This is a genomic window from Rhizobium mongolense USDA 1844 (assembly GCF_000419765.1).
GTDB classification, from domain to species: Bacteria; Pseudomonadota; Alphaproteobacteria; order Rhizobiales; family Rhizobiaceae; genus Rhizobium; species Rhizobium mongolense.
This window is the reverse complement of the sequence record NZ_ATTQ01000003.1, coordinates 47,025-65,324: the sequence shown is the minus strand read 5'-3', so window position 1 is coordinate 65,324 and position 18,300 is coordinate 47,025. Positions and strand designations below refer to the sequence as shown.

The window sequence follows — 18,300 nt, the reverse complement described above, 5'->3', positions numbered from 1 at the left end:
TTTAGGATCTCGTAATGTCTCGGAATTTCGCGCCGGAACTCGGCACAGCCCGGCCTTCCGGCACAGCCTGTGTTCGGTCACGGCGCGTTTCTGCGGGAGGCGCTACGAGGCGGAGCGATAGCGTTCTGCCGCGTGGACCTGCGCAAAGCCCGGGATCATCGTCTGGCGCGCGGCCTGATAGGCATCCCATTGGGCGGCGTCGTGCAGCGGCGGGATGGTGACGGGCTCGCGCTTGTCGAAGCCTGCCAAGGCTGCGTCCACGAGCTCGCCCACTTCCATCACGCCCTGAAGCGTATTGACGTCGATGCCGACAAGCTCCCAGAGCTCCGTCCGCGTCGCCGCCGGTAAGACTGCCTGCACATAGATCCCCTTGGGTCCGAGTTCGAGGCTGAGCCCCTGGGAGAGAAACGTAACGAAGGCCTTGGTGGCGCCGTAGACGGACATCCCGAATTCCGGGGCAAGCCCGACGACCGAGGAGATGTTGATGATCGCACCCGAGCCGGCCTCGATGAACCGCGGCGCAACGGCACTGGCGAGACGGGCAACGGCCGTCGCGTTGAGCGCAATCAGTTGGGCGATATCATTCGCAGCCTGATCGACGAATGTCCCTTCCAGGCTCGCACCGGCATTGTTAACGAGAATTCCGATCTGACGATCGTCGCGAAGACGGGTTTCCACCGCCGCAAGCTCATCGGAATTGGTGACATCGGCCGGCAGAATGTCGATTGTCACCCCGGTTTCCTCGCGAAGTCGCGCCGACAGAGCCTCCAGTCTTGCCTTGTTGCGCGCGACCAGTAGCAGATTGTGCCCACGCCGGGCGAAACGTTCCGCATATGTCGCTCCAATACCCGAGGATGCGCCGGTGATGAGGACGGTGGGAGTGTCAGCCATTGTCTTGTTCTCTTTCCAATGAGTGTTATATAATTATGATGACGATCCTAATTACGGCTTTAAAATGATGCGTATCATCAAAAAGTCAAGAGCGGAGATGGAGATTCCCAAATGAAAATCAGCCGTGGACAGATGGCCGAAAACCGCCATAGGATCCTGGAGATCGCAAGCCGATTGTTTCGGGAGAAAGGATTTGAGGCAGTCGGCGTCGCAGAGGTCATGAAGGCCGCGGGACTCACGCATGGCAGCTTCTACGGTCATTTCAGCTCGAAGGACGACCTGATCGTCCAGGCGCTCACGCAGGCGCTTGGCGAGCGCAACGGCGCAACACTTGCTCTTGGCGCCTATATGGAGGAGTATCTGTCGCCGCGCCATCGCGACAACAGGGCCGGTGGCTGCCCGGTTTCCGGACTTGCCGCCGACACGCTACGCCAGACCCCTGAGGCCCGTGCGGCGATAACGGAGGGCGTGCGGGCGCAGATCGACTGGATGAGCGAGAAGGTCGAAGGGCCTGAAGACGCCGACCGCCGGCGCCGGGCAATCGCCAGTTGGTCGGCGATGGTCGGGGCGACGATTCTGGCGCGGGCGATGGTTGATCCCATCTTGTCGAAGGAGATACTGACGGAGACCCTGGCCTGGATCCATAACGGACCCGGCCGGCCGGCCTCCGCACTTTCAGAGCCTCAATGAGGAGCATTTCGGCCGGGTTCCGCGTCTCGCCACCATAGCGTTGTCATGCCATAGCCAGCTTCGACACCAGTCAGCGTCGGTGTGCCAAGCGCCGTCAGACGTGCGCTGGGCGTCGAATACCCCGCCCTCCGCGCGATGGTGTTTCCCTTATCACCCCGCTTCGGACTACCACGACGGGGAAGTTACTGTCTATCCTCAGGCAGCCGAACCTTCCCAGCCGCGCAGCCAGCAATGGCCTCGCTCCGGGCAGCATCGCCCCTGAACAGAGGCAATTGCTTGAAGAGGTGCACCTGTGCGGAAAGCGCGCGAAGAGGAAGCAACCTAAAGACGGGTGCTATCGTTTCATGGTGACAACGACCTTGCCGCTCGCGCGCCCTGTCTCGACGTACGCTAAAGCATCGCCGGTCTTCTCGAACGGGAAAACCTGGTCGACCACCGGGCGGATCACGCCGGACTCAATCAGGGAGGCGATCGCGCTTAACTGTTGACCCTGCGCTCGCATGAGGAGGAACGAATAGCGAATGCCGAGGCTTTTGGCCTTTTTCCGCACACTACGGCTCAGTAGGCGGATCACCAGTCTCAGGAAAAGGTTCAACCCGAGGCGCTTGGCGAATTCAGGGTCGGGTGGACCCGAAATCGAGATGACCAGGCCGCCCGGCTTCAGCACACCCAGGGATTTGTCGAGCGTCTTTTTGTCCTGGCTGTTGATGACTAGATCGTACCCCGAGAGAATCTTCTCAAAATCCTGCTTCTTATAGTCGATGACCACATCAGCGCCGAGGCTTTTTACCAACTCGACATTTTTCGTGCTCGTCGTCGTCGCAACCGTCGCGCCGAGATGTTTCGCAAGCTGGATGGCGAAGATCCCGACCCCGCCGGAGCCGGCTTGAATGAAGACCTTCTGGCCCGGCTTCAGACGGGCCGTTTCAACCAGCACCTGCCATGCGGTCAGGCCAACCAATGGAATTGAGCCGGCCTCTTCCATACTCAGGTTCTTAGGCTTCAGCGCCACATCCGCTTCATTGATGGCAATAAATTCAGCAAATGTTCCTACCCGATGATCTCGCGGACGCGCATAGACCTGATCGCCGACCTTGAACCGACTGACTCTCGGACCTACCCTTGTCACTATTCCCGCAACATCATGGCCCAAAATGAAGGGCGGGCGATACGGCAGAAAGAGTTTGAATTCCCCATCCCTGACCTTGGAATCAAGCGGATTCACAGACGTAGCGTGGATCTCGACCAGGACATCGTCGTCGCGCAACTCCGGCGCTGGCATATCGGCCAAGCGCAGAGTACCCATTTTCTTGTATTTATCGACGACGAATGCCTTCATGGCGTCTTCTCCAATATTAAATTTTGTGACGGCTCAGGCCTCGAGGAAGGTGAGCGCCTTCGGCACGAAGTCGGCACAATTCTGGGAAATCCCACCATGCCCGGCATCTTGGTAGAGCACCAGTTGCGAGCCCGGGATGCGTCGGGCCATATCGGCGCTGTTGGCGGTCGGCACCATGATATCACTATCGCCATTCGCGATTAGGACCGGGATCCGGATGCTGCCAAGATCTTGCGGCGCCTTCTGTCCCCAGGCCTTGATCGCCTTCAGTTGCCGCAAGAAGGCACGGGGTGTAGGTCCTTTATCACGATCAGCCCTGCGCTCCTTCAGCCTGCCTAGGAAGGCTTTCGCCGCTCGGCGACCATTGTTCGTGGATGTGAAAAACAGGTAGAATTTCGGGTCGCGCAGCGTCAACAAGCCTTTAATCATGAGTGGCCAGGACACCGGCCCGACCTTTTCGATACCTTTGCCGCCGGCTGGACCCGTGCCGGCCAGAATGAGTTTCCGCACAAGGTCCGGTGCTTTCAGCGTGATGTCCTGCGCCACAAATCCCCCAAGGGAAAAGCCGAGTAAATCGACCTTCTCGAAACCCAGAGCGCGGATCAGCGCAATCGCATCCCGCGCCATTTCGTCGATCGTGACAGGCGCGATCCCGCCCGAGGCGCCGATACCCCTGTAGTTGGTGGCTATCACGCGATGCTTGGCAGCGAGGCCATCAACTATCCGTGGGTCGAAATTGTCAAGAACAGCGCCCCAATGGTTGAGAAGGATGAGCGGCACGCCGTTGCGGGGGCCGAGGTCGCGGTATGCAAAAGTAACCCCTTGTACGTCGATCGAGAGGTTTGGCGCATCTATGTAGCGCGCAGTAGAAAGATAACGCACAGAACTGGTCATTGTTTGCTCCATCGCGTCGGCCGGATCGGCGAGGTTAGATGGCCGTCGGTCGGATCACACTGCATCATGTTTGCTCATTCTTGGCCGCGGCACGAACTGCACAGGGTCGAAATTATAATGATGATGATCATCATCGTTATCGCTTAATGATGATCGTATCTAACAATGTCAAGAGATTTTTTTGACGGGCGCATTGCGGAGGGCCGGACGACTAGGCAGCCATCTCCGGTGCCCGTTCGTCGTCACTGGCGTCGTCTAACAGTTCCTCGAGCTGTGTGGTTCCATCTGCTCGAGAGGCCGCGCCTTGCGCTCGGTGCGGCTGTGACCCGCAGCGAACCTTCTCGATCTCCTGCTTCAGCCGCGCGATCAGCGCCTCGCAATGCGACCCGAGTGCCTTGCGCTCGCGGCAGGCGCTCCTGCGGCCAGCAGCGCACGTTGGCAAGGCCGCAAGAAGCTCCTCGACCGCCTCATCATGGAAGATTGGAATGATATTCGAAGGCAATCACCGTACCGACGCTGGTGCTACACGGCCAGGACGACGAGGTCGTTCCGATTGCAGAGTCGGCTTCGAAGGCAGTTAAACTGCTCAAGCTGGGCGACGTTTTGATCAAGGAAGGCCTTGCCCGTTCATGGAGTGGCGGGAGACGTGGATGGTGCGGGAGCCAGGTGTCGCGGGATGTTACCAACAAGATTTCGACCTCTCGATCGTCGTTGTAGCGAAAGCACAGGGCCCCATATTGTTGACGAAATGCTCCGGAGAAGAGCTTCTCCGGCTTGGATGCAAGTTGTTTGAGAAGCGACAGCGGCTGCTCGGAGGCGGCATTTTGATTTTTGTTTTTCGGTGCCCTCCGAATTGAATAACCGAGCCAGTGCTTTAACTCAATTTCCTTTCGGTACGCGGTTGGGGACATAGGAAAGGTGCCCGTCGCCGACAGGTGGTTCACGACGGCTTGGACAGCAATCCATCGGCGAGGGAGCGGAAAGCTTCCACAGCTTTCGGCAGCACGTTGGGTGGGTTTTCGCTCGCGGCCACCCAGAGAGCAGCGTTGAGAGCGGCGCCGCTGAGCAACCGGGCCGCAGCCTCTGCGTCAAGCTGCTTGATGATGCCTTGGGCGATGAGTCGCTCTACCGATCGCTTGGTCACTTGCAGGCAACTGTTCTGACTCGGCCACTTGGAGGGATCGCCAAGGACAGCAGGTCCATCCAACAGGACAATGCGTTGGACCTCCGCGTCGAGCGCCATTTCAATATAGGCCGCTCCCTCGGCCAAAATCGCCTGCCATTCGTCGCCCTCGCGCGTCCCAATCGCCTGCGCGCGAGCGGCCATTTCCGAGTCGATTTGCTCAACCACCGCTGCAAGCAGTCCCCGCTTGTCGCCGAAATTATGATAGAGCGCTCCTCGCGTCAGACCTGCCTCAGCAGTCAAGTCATCCATCGAGGCGGCGGAATATCCCTTTTCAGCGAACGCTTTCCGAGCGGCCGCGATTAGCTTCATGCGGTTTTCCTCCATCGTCTCTTTGCGGGGCTTGGGCATGTTATCTCCATTTCAGATACGGTGCGTATGTGGGATTGACATACGAGGCGTAGATGAGTATTACATACGCGTCGTATATCAAATGAAGTCCAGTCTGTGAAGCATTACTCCGCGCTCGCCGGCCACCTATCCAAGAGGAAATCAGAATGACCCGCCAAGCTATTTTCCCCGCAAACAGGCATGCCCTTTACGAAGAGCACGGCTATTCCGCAGCAATTCGATCCGGCGACCTGTTGTTTGTGTCTGGACAAGTCGGCAGCCGCGCCGACGGAACGCCTGAACCCGATTTCGAGCGGCAGGTACAGTTGGCATTCGAAAACTTGAATTCTACACTCGGCGCGGCCGGCTGCACGATGGATGACATCGTGGACGTAACCAGCTTTCACACCGATCCCGAAAACCAGTTCGGAACGATTATGGCTGTCAAACAGCAGGTCTTCAGCAAACCTCCGTACCCCAATTGGACGGCGATCGGGGTAAATTGGCTCGCCGGCTTCGACTTCGAGATAAAGGTTGTCGCTCGCATTCCTGCGTCTGCGCCGGCCTGACAGGACTGCTGTCGCGCTAGCTCCGCCCGGCTGACAAGCTGCTCGGCAAGCGTCATCAAACGGGTGATGGGAGACAAATGAACTGTGGGTGACTGGTTCTAAAGGTTCATCGACGCGCTCGAATTCGAAGAAATAGATCCGCTCGTCGCCGCAGATCATCATCGCTCCCATAACCCTCTATCCATCAAGGCGGCGGAAATAATCGACGATCGGTTGGCCGTCCTAGACCATGGCGGCAATCTCGACACCGTCAAACACGATTGCCGTCAGGCAGGCGACCGGAGCCCTCACACGAAGGCGGCGCAGGCAGGAGAACAGGTTTTTCGCTAGGCGCGTCTGGCCGATCTTATGGAAATAAACGCCAGACGGAGCGTATCCATGCCGGATCGACGGCGACCAGCTGGCGCTTGACCGATCGATGTAGAAGGTATCAGCGCGGACGACCTCTGTCTCGATCATTGCGAAGCCCGTTCCTGGCATGTCTGGCGCCGCGATGTGACGCTGGTCATGGTCACCGCCGCCTTCGGAGCAGACTTGCGCCGGTCGGCTTGCAGCAAACCGAAGGAAAGGGCTCCAAACACATCAATCGCTACCTGAGGTGCAAAATCGATCTCATCCCCCGGAGTCCGCGCTTGATCGTTCGGCTCCTCATGCCGCCACGTCTCAAGCCGGCCTTCGTTTTGGAATGGTCCCTCCGGCGACGAAAACACCAAGCCCAAGCCATGCTCGCACCACGTGGAACTTCCATCGCACCGGATCGTGCAAGGTGTGCGTCCGAGCATTCTGCCAATGCCGGTCGAAATTGTGCCCCTCTCTTGCGGACTGTGTCCCGGCGAGCTCGAAAAGCGCGTTGGATGCGTCGATTGCAGCGTCCGTCGTCAGAACTTTTGCGCCCGCAACTGCGAGCGTCGCGCTCACCGTTGCCGCTTCCAGCTGCACGCGCGCAATATCCACCTTTCGACCTGCTTCTGCAAGCAAAGCAGCCGCGGCCTCGACCTTGATGGCAAGCTGCCGATCCTTGAGACCGCCTGTGCCATAGCTTTAGTGGTCAGTGCAGCCGCATCGAACTACGTCTTGCTCGCCAGCTTAGCAACCGTAGGCGCTACCACGGTATCTGGTCAGTTGCTTGTACCGCTAGCTAGCCTTTCCGTGTCGTTCCTTGATAGGACTTGTCTACACGGTGGTCACCTGCGCCAACTGGTCCAAACCATTAATCCAAACGAGTGCACCGCCTACTTCAAAGCCGCCGGCTATGCTTCCGTCTAACCATGAAACGCTCTAGGAGCGAAGGGACAGATGATGATCCATCATTTCGACAGGGACGAGGATGCGGTCCGGCTGTTTCTCGAACTCCTCCGAAAAAAACGAAATCGCGGCTATTGTCCCCGCGCTGCTGTGCGGTGGTGAAGGAAGGCCCACCGAGGCGAGCCTTGAAACCACCTTACCTTCGCCGGTCCCGGCCGGTCTGGAAGCATACTTCGATGTCGACAAAGAACGAGAGCTTGATGGCCAGCTTCTGGCCGAGCAGGACTCTCAAGATCGGTGCCAGGGGCAGAGACGACACGCCGAAGAACCGGCCACTCGTGAATGTTTATCTTCCCGATAGCCAGGAGGTCAGTAAGATCCTGCTCAAGGAAGGCCTTGCGCGGCCCTGGCGCCCCCGCGAGCATGCAGACCGGTGCAACTAACAAATTTTTCGCACGCAAGCGAGATGCGCGGAAGGCACTCATGGCAACAGCAAATTGCTGTGACTTTTCCGCGGCCGCACCATGTTCGAGAGCACAGGAGGCCCTTGCAGGCACAACCTAGGCGCACCGCCCCGGTTCGTTCACTGGCCCGGCAAGGCTCACGCCTTTGCATCCTCCGGGGCGGCACGTTTCGTCAGGCTCTATTGGCTGGCGCGGTTGCGATATTCGACCGGATGCCAGGAGAACGAGCCCGGGCCTTCAGCACGAATGTAGCCGATGCCAGGGAAGGGAAGATGCGGCGCGGCGACGAGTTCGCGACGCGCGGCAAAATCTGAGAAGGTTTCCTTGCGCGCGGACGCGGCGTCCCGTGGCTTGACGTCGTAGACGATTGTCACATTCGGATCGGGAAACTGGACCGCTGCGACATGGATCACATCACCGATGAAAGTCATCGATCGGCCCTTGCTCGTGACGGTGAAGAAGGCGCTGCCTGGCGTGTGGCCTGGATGTAAGGAGGTCGCGATGCCGGGCAGGATCGTGTCGCCGTCACCAAATGTCTTCACCTTCCCCAGCTTTTCATAGACACCAATCGTCTTCGCCGCCTCGTCGAAATACTGATCCGCATAGCCTGTCTTCTGGGCATTGGAGGGATCGAGGAAGAATTTCAGGTCCGGAGCGCCCACATGGACCGTGGCGTTGGGGAATGCGGGTCGACCGTTGCGCACTAGGCCGCCCGTATGGTCCGTGTGAATATGCGTGATGAGAATGTCCGTCACGTCACCGGCCTTCACGCCGACGCCGGAAAGGCTGTCGAGGAGCTTGCCGCCATTCCCCGGTCCGAAGAGGTCGCCGGAGCCGGTGTCGACAAGGATGGTGCGCGTCCCGTCCTGAATCAGAAAGGCGTTGATCGATGCCTCGACGGGGTTTGCCAGGAATTCCTTGTCGAGGAGATCGTCGGTATGGGCGTGGGATGTTCCGATCAGGAGCTTATAGAGATCCTGCGGGACGGTGCCATCCGAAAGGGCTGTGATCCGCAAATCACCGAGAGGAAAGGAGTAGCTGTCGGTGACCTGCTGGTATCTCGCCGTCGCCGGTGCGTTGTCGACTGCGAAGGCGGGTGCAGAAACCGCGGTCAGAAGGGCCACGGCGGTCGATAAAAGTAGGGTTCTTGCAGTTGTCATGTCTTTCATTCCTGCTTTTTGGACGTTGAAATCCATCGCCGCACAGGTGGTCGGCGAGGAGCGACAAAGAGTGAGCGAGTGGCCTGGATTGCGGGCCGGAAGCGTCAGTGGCGAGAAAACAAGCTGGCTTGCGGCCGCTCATCTGATGCTTGAACTGAACGACGCTCGAAGATGTCGATCGGCTTGACGTCAAAAGCGAGATCCAGCTCTCGGCGGCCAATCTTGCGGCCGTCCCAAAAGTGCCATTCTCCGACGCCGAGGACCAATCGCAATGGATCATGCGACCTATTGCATTGCCTGATGGCTGAATTCCGCCTCAGGACTTGTCAAGCGCCGCTTCAGCCACCATGGACCGCAGCCAGCGATGCGCGGGGTCCGCCGACATCCTCGGATGCCAGAAATATTTCAATGCGAACCTTCCGAGGGCGAGCGGTGGTTCGAAAAGGTCAAGGCTGTGGGTGAAGCGTTGGAGCAACCGCCTCGGCAGCGTGCACAGGCAGTCGGTCGTCGCCACGAGGAGAGGAGCGAGCGCATAGCTTTGAACGGACACCGTCACTCTGCGGCTTCGGCCGTGCTCAGCCAGGGCTCCGTCGATAATCCCCGAAAACATGCCCCCGTTTGACGAAATCAACAGATGGTCGAGCGAACAGAATTCGTCGAGCGACAGTGGCCCGGTTCCGCGGGGATGACCGATCCGCTGGGCGGTTACCAGTTCGTCGTCGAACAGGCTGCGGCCAATCAGATCCTGGGGCGCATCGTCCGGCGCGCCGATGTAGAGATCGAGGTCACCATGCTCCAACAGCTCGCCGATCCTGCTCCTGTCGGGAAAGATGAACGCGATCCTGACGCCGGGCGCCCGATCATGAATAAGAGGAAGCAGGTCGGGAGCGAGAATTGCCGCAGGATTGTCCGACGCTGCGATCCTGAAAGTGCGATCGCTCGATGCGGGATCGAAGAGATGGGCCTTCTGCGCGAACTGCTTCAAGCGCTCGAGAAGTTGCTCCAATTCCGGCTTCATTGCCAGGGCATGCGGCGTCGCCGTTACGCCCCGTCCGGTCGACGCCGGAAGAAACAGCGGGTCATTGAGGATCTGCCGAAGCTTGTTCAACCGACCGGACAAGGCAGATTGGGTGATATTCAGCCTTGCGGCCGCATGCGTGACGTTTTCGTCGCGCAGCAGCGCGTCGAGCGTGAGCAAAAGATTGATTTCCAGATCGCCCACACGATGCGCCAAGTCCAACGTCCTGATTTTGATCCGACCAATGTCCAAAGTAACGGATTGCGCAGCGCTTTTCCAAGGCGAAGTCAAAGCCGGTCCGGCAGGCGACCGTATCTCCTCGTCGGCAACCCCTGCCTCGATCGGTTCCGCAAGCTCGCAATATTCTCCCTCTAGCCGGTCCAGCTCGGCCTGCTGTTTATCGGTCAGCGGGACGTCCTTGGGATAGACCCGTGACATGTAATGCGACTCCTGCGGAAATTCGCAGACGCACTCCACCCATTTCCAGCCATCGGCACGAAGCTTTTCCGCTTCTGCTTCAAGCTTCTCCACCACAAGTCTTTCGACAAGGGCGACATCGAGGGCGTAGCCGCTGTTCTGTTCATCGAAGAGGTCGCGTTTGACCGCTCCCCTTGCGGTTTCGTAGACGTCGATCCCGTCGATGAACCTGATGCGCTTGTCGTTGGCTTTCATGGACTCTGCCTGCAACGCGGACTCGATCGACCGGCCATCGCGGTTCCACGTCGGCAGGCTGTTCCAAGCCTCCACTTGTTTTGCGTGGTCGTCAGCCCCTTTCGGGCGAAGCCTCCCCCTCTGTCCGGGGGAATGGCCTCTGACATCCCCCCGGACAGAGGGGGAGGGCGAAAGCCCGCCCCACGGCGGCGGGCGGGACTGTCAAGTGGCGTGGCGCGGAAGGTGGGGGTCTTCTCGGGTCCGCTTGCGGACTGGTGCGGAAGATTTTCCACCTTCACGGGCCGCTTGACCGGCCTGGCCGGCGCTGTCATGGGGCGGAAACAACAACGTGGCCCGGGAGGGCCTCAGTGCCGGGTGCGCGAGCAGCCGCTGGACAAGCGATCGTTACCGGGATCGGCGGAGACGGCCGCAGGCCGGCTCCGTGCCCTCGCATAAAGCGCGGCGACCGGAACGCGGCGGTGGCCCTTCTCCTGAATCACTGCCCGCGGAGGGCCGTGTCATTCCGTTGCAGATTTCCCGAAGAACGCCTATTTTAGGTGAATTCACGGCGAAATCGCCGGTTTCAGGGCAGTTGGTGCCCGTCAATATAGGTTGACTAGAGGACCACTCGACACTATGTTGAGAGCTAACAACTAACCCAGCATCCTGAGAGACATGGACTCCGGGCGGTTGGGGTAAAAAGCCGGCGCAAGCCGGTTTTTTTATGTCTGGGGGTAGGAGTGCCGGCGTTACGAACACGCGTCTACATCGACGGCTACAATCTCTATTATAGTTGCCTGCGCAAGACAGCCTTCAAATGGCTCGGCGTTCTCTCCCTGTTCGAAACGCAAATTCTGCCGTCGATCCTCTACCGGCCAGGACCGGACGCCGATCCGGCAACGATGACCCTGCATCCGGACTGCGCGATCAAGTATTTCACGGCCAAGATGCTTATGGTGCTACGCAGTCGAACTCAAGACTTATCGCTTTAAGCGCTTCATAGAGCGCAGTCTTCCCAATTTTGACACGTGCGGCAGCTTCTCGGACGGTTAGCCCGGCCGCCGGATGCTTACGAGCTTTGACGAGTTTTTCGGGTATTACGACGGCTTGTCGGCCGCCGCGCCGGCCACGTTCCTGCAGCCCTGCGCGCGTCCTCTCCCGTATCAGACCGCGCTCGAATTGCGCCAGTGACGCGAACAGATGGCAGCTCTTTAGTTGCTCAGTTTCCTTCTGCCCACGTCCCAATCAACATTGTCATGAAGCGCTCGGCCGCGGGCGAAAGCGTCCCACCGCGACGACGCACAATGCCAATCGTTCGTGAGATTGCGGGATTGCGGATCGGTCTCGTGACGAGGAACGGGTGCTCTTCCTGTGGTGTGGCGAGTTTCGGCAGAACCGAAATTCCAAGCCCCGCTTCCACCAAACCAAGCGATGTCGAGAGATGCGTAACTTCGTAGGACCAGCGCAGCTTGAGATTCGATTTCGCCAATGCTGCGTCAAGAAGCGTACGGTTGCCGCTCGACCGGTGGACTGTGATCAGCTGATAGGGCGCCAGATCATCCCATTCGAGCTCGCTCTTCGCCGCCAGCGGATGTTCCTTGCGTGCCGCCAGCACGAATGGATCTTCGATGAGCCTGTCGAAGATGAGGTCGGGATCTGAAAAGCCCATGATATTGATGCCGAACTCGACCTCCCCGCGGGCGACTGCTTGCAGACCGTCGGTGGCCGGCAGGTCGAGGATGCGAAAACGAATATTAGGATACTCGGCACTGAACTGCTTGATGACAGTCGGCAAAAAATAGAAAGCAGCCGTCGGCAGACATGCGATCGTCACAAGGCCACTACGCTGGGACCCGACATCGCGCACGGCGAACAGCGACGTGTCGAACTCCTCGAGCATGCGCCGTACCAGGGGGATCAGCTCCGCCCCTAGGGCGGTTGTCGAGACATGCCGCGTGGTGCGCTCGAGCAAGGGCGCCCCGATTGCCAACTCGAGCTTCTGAATTCGCCGGCTGAGTGCCGGTTGGGACAGATTGAGCGCTTCGGCAGAACGATGGAAGTTTTCCAGTTCGACGACCGCTAGAAACGCGCGCAGATCCAATATCTCGCAATTAATGCTCATGACGCATCATTCCATCTGATATTCGCATTTCACATATCAATCGTTTTGCCGCTTACTGCAACAAAGAAGCTGATTGATATTTAAATCACATCAGTATGCGGACACAACCATGAACGACCTGATTTCCATTCCCTGTGTTCTGATGCGAGGCGGCACCTCCAAAGGACCGTTCTTTCTCGCATCCGATCTTCCATCGGATTCGCGTCAACGCGATCAGATTCTGCTTTCGGTCATGGGGTCTGGTCATCCTCTGCAGATTGACGGTATCGGCGGCGGCAACCCCGTCACCAGCAAGGTTGCCATCGTCGGCCCGGCAACCGTGTCCGATGCAGATGTGGATTATTTGTTCGCCCAGGTCCGAATCGATCAGCAGTTCGTCGATACCTCACCCAACTGCGGAAACATGCTGGCAGCCGTCGGGCCGTTCGCGATCGAGGCCGGCCTGGTCAAGGCGGCGACGGGCGTAACTCGCGTGCGCATTCACAACGTCAATACCGGCAAACTCATCGAAGCCGAGGTTCCGACCCCCGCTGGCCGCGTCGCCTATATGGGAGATGCCTCGATCGACGGCGTGCCCGGCAATGCCGCACCGATCGCGCTAACCTTCATGGATGCTGCCGGGGCACGCACCGGCAAGCTTTTTCCCACCGGCAACCCGCAGGACAGGATCGACGGCATCGACGTTACCTGTATCGATTGCGCGATGCCGATGATGCTGCTCGAGGCCGCGGCGCTTGGTATGACGGGCAATGAATCGGCTGCCGAGCTCAATACCAACGGGGCAATGCTGCATCGTCTCGAAACGCTACGGCTTGAGGCAGGCCGGCGCATGGGCATGGGTGATGTCAGTAACCAGGTGACGCCAAAACCGGTGCTGATCTCTAGGCCCAACAACGGCGGCGATCTCGGCGTACGCTATTTCATGCCGCACCAGTGCCACCCGTCTCTCGCAACGACCGGCGCGGTTGGGATTGCCACGGGCTGCATCAACGACGGAACCGTCGCCTCGCGGCTGATCGGCGACCGCAAGCCACCGGTCGTCCTCGTTCTTGAACATCCAAGCGGTCGTTTGGAAGTAAAACTGGATACCCGCGACGGCAAGACAGTTGCCGGAATCCTGCGGACGGCCCGCCGCCTTTTCGAGGGCCGGGTCTTTGCAAAACCTATCGTGCAAATGGTTTGCGCGGCATAATCGAAAGTGGTTGCCGGGAGGGCGCCACGCATCAGGGAGGAATACACATGCGTAAACTCATACTCGCCCTTGCGGCAACGGTCGCTTTCGCCGGTTCGGCTTTTGCGGAACACGTTCGCATCAGCGTCGGGTCCTACAACCTTAACAACCTGCCCTTCCCGGTCGCAGCTGGCCTAGGTCTCTATGAGAAGGAAGGTCTTGAGGTGACCGTCGAAAACTTCGCCTCTGGCGGCTCCAAGACGCTGCAGGCGCTTGTTGCCGGCTCCACGGATATCGCTGTCGGCTTCTACGACCATACGATCCAGATGCAGTCGCAGAACAAGGCGGTCGTCGGCTTTGTCCAGCTTGCGCGCAATTCTGGCCTGGTTCTGGCCGGCGGGAAAAACTCATCCTTCGATCCGACCAAACCGGAAACGATCAAGGGCGCGAAGATCGGCATCACCGCACCGGGCTCGTCTTCAGACTTCTTCGTTCGCTATTATCTGCAGCGCCACAGCCTATCGGCTGATGACGTCTCGTTGATCGGGGTCGGCTCCGGTTCAGCTGCTGTTGCGGCGCTCGAGCAAGGGAAAGTCGATCTTCTGGTGAACTACGATCCCGCGGCGACCTTTATCGAGGCCAAGGGTGTTGGAAAGATTTTGATCGACGCCCGAAGCGACGAGGGTGCCAAGGAGATCTATGGCGGAATTTATCCGACCTCCGTCCTCTATGCGACCCAGGCCTATATCGATGAGAACCCGGAAACCATCCAGAAGGTCACGAACGCGACCGTCAAGGCGCTGGCCTGGATGAACACACACAGCGCTGAAGAGATCGTCGAAAAACTGCCGAAGGAATTCATTTCCGGCGACCGGGATACCTATGTGAAGGCCGTCCAGAATGCCAAACCAATCTTCTCGGTCGATGGCAAATTCAGCGAGACCGACACTCAGACGCCCCTCGCCGTCTTGAAGAGTTTCAACGAAAAGGTTGCTGCCGCGACTATCGATCTTTCCAAAACCTACACGAACGCTTTCGTGGACAAGGTAACGGATAAGACCACCAACTGATCCTAGGAGAAGGCCATGTCTTTGGCTGCCGTAAACCCCATGCCTATCCAGACGGGACAGCAAAACGCAAAGTCGATGGTATCGATCGACGCCGTGACAATGTCGTTTGGTTCCTATGTCGCGGTGCAGGACGTCAACCTCACGGTTGCCGATGGCGAGTTTCTCGCCATCGTCGGCCCGACCGGTTGCGGAAAGAGCACCATTTTGAACGCGATCGCAGGGCTTTTGAAACCCGCGAGCGGAACGGTGACGATCGACGATACGCCGGTAAAGGGCGTGCAGAACGACATTGGCTATCTCTTTCAGCAGGACGCGCTGCTGCCGTGGAAGACATCCATCGAGAATGTCGAGCTCGGCCTGATGTTCAGGGGTGTTGGAGCCACTGAGCGCCGCGAGCGTTCGATGAGCTGGCTTGCCAAGGTCGGGCTGAAGGGCTTCGAACACCGCTATCCGCATCAACTCTCCGGTGGCCAGCGTAAACGTGTCCAGATGGCGCAGGCCCTCATTGCCGGTCCGAAGGTGATCCTGATGGACGAGCCCTTCTCGGCGCTCGACATCCACACGCGGCATCTCATGCAGAATGAATTGCTGCGCCTTTGGCAGGAAGAACGTCGCGCCGTGGTCATGATCACGCACGACCTCGAAGAGGCCATCGCGCTTGGAGACCGCGTCGCCATTCTGGCCGCCGGCCCTCGTTCGCGGGTCATCGAAAGTTTCCCGGTCGATCTCGAGCGGCCACGGGATGTGGCAGAGATCAAACTCGATCCACGCTTTATGGATCTGTATCGCAATATCTGGGCTTCCCTGCGCGGCGAAGTGGAGAAAAGCTATGAACGTCGTGACTGAACGAATTATCCAGCTCGGTATGCTGGTTTTTATCCTCGGCGGCTGGCAGCTCGGCGTGACCGCCGGCCTCATCGATGTCTTCTTTTTTCCGGCGCCCCTCGATATCTTCAACCAGATCGTCAGCTGGATCGTTGACCCAGGCTTTTACAAACATGTCACGATAACCCTGACGGAAACAGTGCTCGGTTACATCATCGGCACAGGCCTGGGCGTCGCAGCCGGTGTATGGCTTGGTCTGAGCCGCAGCGCGGCGCGTATTCTGGACCCGTTCATCAAGGGCCTGAACGCCATTCCGCGCGTCGTGCTTGCACCGATCTTCGTTCTTTGGCTTGGACTTGGCCTTTGGTCGAAGGTGGCGCTGGCGGTAACCCTTGTTTTTTTCATCACCTTCTTCAACGCGATGCAGGGTGTGCGCGAGGTTAATCCGGTGGTCCTCGCAAACGCAAAAATCCTCGGGGCCAAACGTTCCGATCTATTGCGGCATGTCTATTTCCCCGCAGCGGCCAGCTGGATCTTGTCCTCGCTCCGCACGTCTGTCGGCTTCGCGGTGGTCGGCGCCATCATTGGCGAATATCTCGGCTCTTCTGCAGGGCTCGGTTATCTGATCGCGCAGGCAGAAGGCAACTTCGACGCGGTCGGCGTGTTTGCCGGCATCATCATCCTGGCCATGTTCGTGCTCATCATCGACCGAATTCTCGATGTTCTGGAAGGCCGGCTCATCAAGTGGAGACCGAACGCCGCAGAAGAACGGGCGGCGTAGCGACCCGGGTTCAGTTTTCGTGCGAGTCAGAATTGGGGTGCCACCATCGGCACCCCGTTCTTTTGGCTCTGTTGCAAATTTTCGATCTGGCTGAGAAAGAGACGCTTTTGGACGCGCGGTCAGAAGGCAGTTGCCAGTGCGCCAGGTCCCGATTTTGACTACACCAAAAGTCAACGGTCTCCGATGCTGTCCATGGTTCGATAAAGATACATCTATTGACCCGAACCCTAATGTAAGCTTCGTCCGCATGCCATTTATCGGTCACAGCCCGCATCCTGCTATTGAAGCGGTCCAGAATAGGAGGCGAGAAGTTCACAACCCAGCGATGGATCGTCGAATGATCTACGCTGTTGCCCCGATCCGGCAACATTTCTTTCAAGTTGCGCACGCTTATGCCGTAAGCCAAGTACCAGCGGGCGCAGAGCAAAATGACCGAGTGGTCGAAATGGCGGCCTTCGAACATTGTCACTGCGGAGGTATTCGAGCGTATATGGACTAGACAATCCTGGACAACGGGAGCCGCGGCCGAGATGTCGCCCCGCGCTGTCACCGTTCTCCATTTGACGGCCGTGAGTTCAATCAGCTGCGGCTTGCGGCAATCAGCGCATGAGCGGCATCGCGGAGCAAGCTGGTAGCCTCGCCGGGTTCAAAGAGTTGCATGCTGACAAAGGCGCCGTTGATCAGGACCGCGAGCTGACCGGCAAGCCGGTGCGGCGCAGCAACCGCCAGCCCCTCGGCCATGGTCTTCAGGCGCCGCCGCAACTCGCGCATGTGGGCCTCGGCGACCTTGCGGGCGGGGTGATCCGCTTCTGGAAACTCGGCCGCCGTGTTGATCTGCGGGCAACCCCTGTAGTTGCCCTTTCTGACATTTGTGTCGGCCCGTTCGCAGGTGCTGCAACACCGCGGTCGCGCCCACAACCAGTGTTTTGCGCAATGCCGGCCCTCGTAATGACACCAAGCCTGACCTTACCCGCAGTCGAATGGTCCTCGGGCGTCAGCCCCATCCAGGCGGCAAATGGCCTTCCCGACGCAAACAACTCCGGCGCCGGCGCTTTCATCACCAGTAGTACTGCGCCAATCGGCCCGACACCCGGGATTTTTGCAAGACGACGGCAGCATTCGTTATTTCGATACCAGGCCATCAGTTTTGCCTCCACTTCCTTCCGGCGTCCATCTAACTGCAGAAATTCGTCAGCGAGAGATGCGAATAGATCGCGTGCCAGGGCTGGAATGGTTTCGTCAATCATGATCCGTTCAAGCAGTAGCGGGATATGGGACGTGCCTTTACCGGCGGTCAGCCCCAACTCAGCCGCATGGCCGCGAATCGTTTTGGAAAGCTGCGTTTGCGCGGCAACAGCGCGCTCGCGCATGCCAACTAGCATCAGCACGGCTTGCTGATCCGCCGATTTCATCGGAACGAACCGTATTGTTGGGCGGCTCATCGCCTCGCATAGTGCCTCCGCGTCGGCTGCATCATTTTTGCCACGTTTGACATAAGGGTTCACGAGCTGCGGGGGGATCAGTTCGACCTCATGCCCGAGTGCGGTCAGCAACCGGCCCAAGTGATGCGAAGCACCGCAGGCTTCGATCGCAATCACAGACGGTGGGCATTCCTTGAAAATAGCCCACCATTTCCTTACGGCGCATCTACTTGCGCAGGATCGGTTGCTCAGCAGCGTTGACGCCATGCAATTGAACGACATGTTTTGGCGTATCCATGCCAATACGAATAATCTGGTCCACGGACGGCTCCCTTTGCTTGAGTTCACAACGACTCACTCTGGCACATTTCGATGCCGTTCGGGGGCCGTCCACCCCAACAGAAGCAAGCACTCGGCGAGGGATTAAGCTAAAATAAAAAGGGATTGACTCGGGAAAGCCCGTTACAGAAGACCCT

17 protein-coding genes and 7 pseudogenes are annotated in these 18,300 nt (G+C 58.7%); 11 read left to right on the top strand and 13 right to left on the bottom strand.

The annotated features are described in order from the left end of the window. Positions 1-102: 102 nt before the first annotated feature. Entirely contained in the window at positions 103-891 is a 789-nt protein-coding gene (locus A3C3_RS0105985; protein ID WP_022713706.1) for an SDR family NAD(P)-dependent oxidoreductase, read from the bottom strand. Positions 892-1,002: 111 nt separating this feature from the next. On the opposite strand from A3C3_RS0105985, the gene A3C3_RS0105980 reads away from it, so the two are divergent. Beyond that, positions 1,003-1,581 carry a TetR/AcrR family transcriptional regulator gene (locus A3C3_RS0105980; RefSeq protein ID WP_022713705.1) on the top strand — a complete coding sequence of 193 codons (579 nt, stop codon included), beginning with the start codon at positions 1,003-1,005 and terminating at the stop codon, positions 1,579-1,581. Positions 1,582-1,915: 334 nt separating this feature from the next. On the opposite strand, the gene A3C3_RS0105975 is transcribed toward A3C3_RS0105980, so the two are convergent. The 3 genes from A3C3_RS0105975 to A3C3_RS48485 form a co-directional block, all read right to left on the bottom strand. Continuing rightward, on the bottom strand, positions 1,916-2,920 hold the full coding sequence (locus tag A3C3_RS0105975) for an NADP-dependent oxidoreductase (protein ID WP_022713704.1): 1,005 nt from the start codon (positions 2,918-2,920) through the stop codon (positions 1,916-1,918). Between the two features lie 33 nt (positions 2,921-2,953). Then, complete coding sequence (locus A3C3_RS0105970) at positions 2,954-3,814, bottom strand: alpha/beta fold hydrolase (RefSeq protein ID WP_022713703.1); 861 nt, start codon at positions 3,812-3,814, stop codon at positions 2,954-2,956. A gap of 211 nt (positions 3,815-4,025) precedes the next feature. Then, positions 4,026-4,316 (bottom strand): hypothetical protein, encoded by a 291-nt coding sequence (locus A3C3_RS48485; protein ID WP_022713702.1) that lies wholly within the window; start codon positions 4,314-4,316, stop codon positions 4,026-4,028. Here A3C3_RS48485 and A3C3_RS46720 point away from each other — a divergent pair. Continuing rightward, positions 4,310-4,438: pseudogene (locus A3C3_RS46720) on the top strand (alpha/beta fold hydrolase); the annotation flags it as partial. The gene A3C3_RS48485 and the pseudogene A3C3_RS46720 sit on opposite strands and share 7 nt — an antisense overlap. A gap of 316 nt (positions 4,439-4,754) precedes the next feature. Here the strand turns inward: A3C3_RS46720 and A3C3_RS0105955 are convergent. Continuing rightward, positions 4,755-5,348 (bottom strand): TetR/AcrR family transcriptional regulator, encoded by a 594-nt coding sequence (locus A3C3_RS0105955; protein ID WP_028739440.1) that lies wholly within the window; start codon positions 5,346-5,348, stop codon positions 4,755-4,757. Positions 5,349-5,494: 146 nt separating this feature from the next. On the opposite strand from A3C3_RS0105955, the gene A3C3_RS0105950 reads away from it, so the two are divergent. Beyond that, complete coding sequence (locus tag A3C3_RS0105950) at positions 5,495-5,896, top strand: RidA family protein (protein WP_022713700.1); 402 nt, start codon at positions 5,495-5,497, stop codon at positions 5,894-5,896. Between the two features lie 222 nt (positions 5,897-6,118). Here the strand turns inward: A3C3_RS0105950 and A3C3_RS48480 are convergent, their stop codons facing one another. Next, positions 6,119-6,355 (bottom strand): hypothetical protein, encoded by a 237-nt coding sequence (locus tag A3C3_RS48480; protein WP_022713699.1) that lies wholly within the window; start codon positions 6,353-6,355, stop codon positions 6,119-6,121. On the opposite strand from A3C3_RS48480, the pseudogene A3C3_RS48475 reads away from it, so the two are divergent. Beyond that, positions 6,335-6,493: pseudogene (locus tag A3C3_RS48475) on the top strand (IS701 family transposase); the annotation flags it as partial. The gene A3C3_RS48480 and the pseudogene A3C3_RS48475 overlap by 21 nt on opposite strands. 66 nt (positions 6,494-6,559) lie before the next feature. On the opposite strand, the pseudogene A3C3_RS42490 reads toward A3C3_RS48475, so the two are convergent. Beyond that, positions 6,560-6,907: pseudogene (locus A3C3_RS42490) on the bottom strand (acyl-CoA dehydrogenase family protein); the annotation flags it as partial. A 267-nt stretch (positions 6,908-7,174) separates the two neighbouring features. Here A3C3_RS42490 and A3C3_RS43285 point away from each other — a divergent pair. Continuing rightward, positions 7,175-7,303, top strand: a pseudogene (locus A3C3_RS43285) (WGR domain-containing protein); the annotation flags it as partial. 74 nt (positions 7,304-7,377) lie between these two features. After that, entirely contained in the window at positions 7,378-7,584 is a 207-nt protein-coding gene (locus A3C3_RS0105930; RefSeq protein ID WP_028739438.1) for a hypothetical protein, read from the top strand. A 200-nt stretch (positions 7,585-7,784) separates the two neighbouring features. On the opposite strand, the gene A3C3_RS0105925 is transcribed toward A3C3_RS0105930, so the two are convergent. Together A3C3_RS0105925 and A3C3_RS0105915 are read right to left on the bottom strand one after the other, a co-directional pair. Further along, the gene (locus A3C3_RS0105925; protein ID WP_028739437.1) at positions 7,785-8,765 is read right to left on the bottom strand and encodes an MBL fold metallo-hydrolase; all 981 of its coding nucleotides are present in this window, start codon (positions 8,763-8,765) and stop codon (positions 7,785-7,787) included. 316 nt (positions 8,766-9,081) lie between these two features. After that, complete coding sequence (locus A3C3_RS0105915; protein WP_233450575.1) at positions 9,082-10,455, bottom strand: LysR family transcriptional regulator; 1,374 nt, start codon at positions 10,453-10,455, stop codon at positions 9,082-9,084. A gap of 719 nt (positions 10,456-11,174) precedes the next feature. On the opposite strand from A3C3_RS0105915, the gene A3C3_RS37775 reads away from it, so the two are divergent. Then, positions 11,175-11,426 (top strand): PIN domain-containing protein, encoded by a 252-nt coding sequence (locus A3C3_RS37775; protein ID WP_022713694.1) that lies wholly within the window; start codon positions 11,175-11,177, stop codon positions 11,424-11,426. A 227-nt stretch (positions 11,427-11,653) separates the two neighbouring features. On the opposite strand, the gene A3C3_RS0105900 is transcribed toward A3C3_RS37775, so the two are convergent. Continuing rightward, entirely contained in the window at positions 11,654-12,556 is a 903-nt protein-coding gene (locus A3C3_RS0105900; RefSeq protein WP_022713692.1) for a LysR family transcriptional regulator, read from the bottom strand. Between the two features lie 109 nt (positions 12,557-12,665). Between A3C3_RS0105900 and A3C3_RS0105895 the strand changes: the two genes are divergently transcribed. Genes A3C3_RS0105895 through A3C3_RS0105880 form a run of 4 tightly spaced genes read left to right on the top strand, consistent with a single transcriptional unit; the run spans position 12,666 to position 16,403 of the window. Further along, positions 12,666-13,748, top strand: coding sequence for a 4-oxalomesaconate tautomerase (locus A3C3_RS0105895; RefSeq protein WP_022713691.1), 1,083 nt, complete (start codon positions 12,666-12,668; stop codon positions 13,746-13,748). Positions 13,749-13,795: 47 nt separating this feature from the next. Beyond that, the gene (locus A3C3_RS0105890; RefSeq protein ID WP_022713690.1) at positions 13,796-14,797 is read left to right on the top strand and encodes an ABC transporter substrate-binding protein; all 1,002 of its coding nucleotides are present in this window, start codon (positions 13,796-13,798) and stop codon (positions 14,795-14,797) included. Between the two features lie 15 nt (positions 14,798-14,812). After that, the gene (locus tag A3C3_RS0105885) at positions 14,813-15,643 is read left to right on the top strand and encodes an ABC transporter ATP-binding protein (protein WP_022713689.1); all 831 of its coding nucleotides are present in this window, start codon (positions 14,813-14,815) and stop codon (positions 15,641-15,643) included. Next, positions 15,627-16,403: an ABC transporter permease gene (locus tag A3C3_RS0105880; protein WP_022713688.1), complete on the top strand. Its 777-nt coding sequence runs from the start codon at positions 15,627-15,629 to the stop codon at positions 16,401-16,403. Before A3C3_RS0105885 ends, A3C3_RS0105880 begins: the two co-directional genes overlap by 17 nt. Positions 16,404-16,545: 142 nt before the next feature. On the opposite strand, the pseudogene A3C3_RS45930 reads toward A3C3_RS0105880, so the two are convergent. The 3 pseudogenes from A3C3_RS45930 to A3C3_RS43270 form a co-directional block, all read right to left on the bottom strand. Then, positions 16,546-16,866 (bottom strand): annotated as a pseudogene (locus tag A3C3_RS45930) (DDE-type integrase/transposase/recombinase); the annotation flags it as partial. Positions 16,867-16,982: 116 nt separating this feature from the next. Beyond that, a pseudogene (locus A3C3_RS37770) lies at positions 16,983-17,270 on the bottom strand (TetR family transcriptional regulator C-terminal domain-containing protein); the annotation flags it as partial. A 1-nt stretch (position 17,271) separates the two neighbouring features. Beyond that, a pseudogene (locus tag A3C3_RS43270) lies at positions 17,272-18,146 on the bottom strand (IS110 family RNA-guided transposase); the annotation flags it as partial. Positions 18,147-18,300: the final 154 nt, after the last annotated feature.

What these genes read in the sequence shown, in the direction of transcription:
- A3C3_RS0105950 (WP_022713700.1), top strand. Translation starts at nt 5,495, where the DNA reads ATGACCCGCCAAGCTATTTTCCCCGCAAACAGGCATGCCCTTTACGAA.
- A3C3_RS0105980 (WP_022713705.1), top strand. Translation starts at nt 1,003, where the DNA reads ATGAAAATCAGCCGTGGACAGATGGCCGAAAACCGCCATAGGATCCTG.
- A3C3_RS0105915 (WP_233450575.1), bottom strand. Translation starts at nt 10,455, where the DNA reads ATGAAAGCCAACGACAAGCGCATCAGGTTCATCGACGGGATCGACGTC.
- A3C3_RS0105880 (WP_022713688.1), top strand. Translation starts at nt 15,627, where the DNA reads ATGAACGTCGTGACTGAACGAATTATCCAGCTCGGTATGCTGGTTTTT.
- A3C3_RS48480 (WP_022713699.1), bottom strand. Translation starts at nt 6,355, where the DNA reads ATGATCGAGACAGAGGTCGTCCGCGCTGATACCTTCTACATCGATCGG.
- A3C3_RS0105925 (WP_028739437.1), bottom strand. Translation starts at nt 8,765, where the DNA reads ATGACAACTGCAAGAACCCTACTTTTATCGACCGCCGTGGCCCTTCTG.
- A3C3_RS0105975 (WP_022713704.1), bottom strand. Translation starts at nt 2,920, where the DNA reads ATGAAGGCATTCGTCGTCGATAAATACAAGAAAATGGGTACTCTGCGC.
- A3C3_RS0105895 (WP_022713691.1), top strand. Translation starts at nt 12,666, where the DNA reads ATGAACGACCTGATTTCCATTCCCTGTGTTCTGATGCGAGGCGGCACC.
- A3C3_RS0105900 (WP_022713692.1), bottom strand. Translation starts at nt 12,556, where the DNA reads ATGAGCATTAATTGCGAGATATTGGATCTGCGCGCGTTTCTAGCGGTC.
- A3C3_RS0105970 (WP_022713703.1), bottom strand. Translation starts at nt 3,814, where the DNA reads ATGACCAGTTCTGTGCGTTATCTTTCTACTGCGCGCTACATAGATGCG.
- A3C3_RS0105885 (WP_022713689.1), top strand. Translation starts at nt 14,813, where the DNA reads ATGTCTTTGGCTGCCGTAAACCCCATGCCTATCCAGACGGGACAGCAA.
- A3C3_RS0105985 (WP_022713706.1), bottom strand. Translation starts at nt 891, where the DNA reads ATGGCTGACACTCCCACCGTCCTCATCACCGGCGCATCCTCGGGTATT.
- A3C3_RS0105930 (WP_028739438.1), top strand. Translation starts at nt 7,378, where the DNA reads ATGTCGACAAAGAACGAGAGCTTGATGGCCAGCTTCTGGCCGAGCAGG.
- A3C3_RS0105890 (WP_022713690.1), top strand. Translation starts at nt 13,796, where the DNA reads ATGCGTAAACTCATACTCGCCCTTGCGGCAACGGTCGCTTTCGCCGGT.
- A3C3_RS0105955 (WP_028739440.1), bottom strand. Translation starts at nt 5,348, where the DNA reads ATGCCCAAGCCCCGCAAAGAGACGATGGAGGAAAACCGCATGAAGCTA.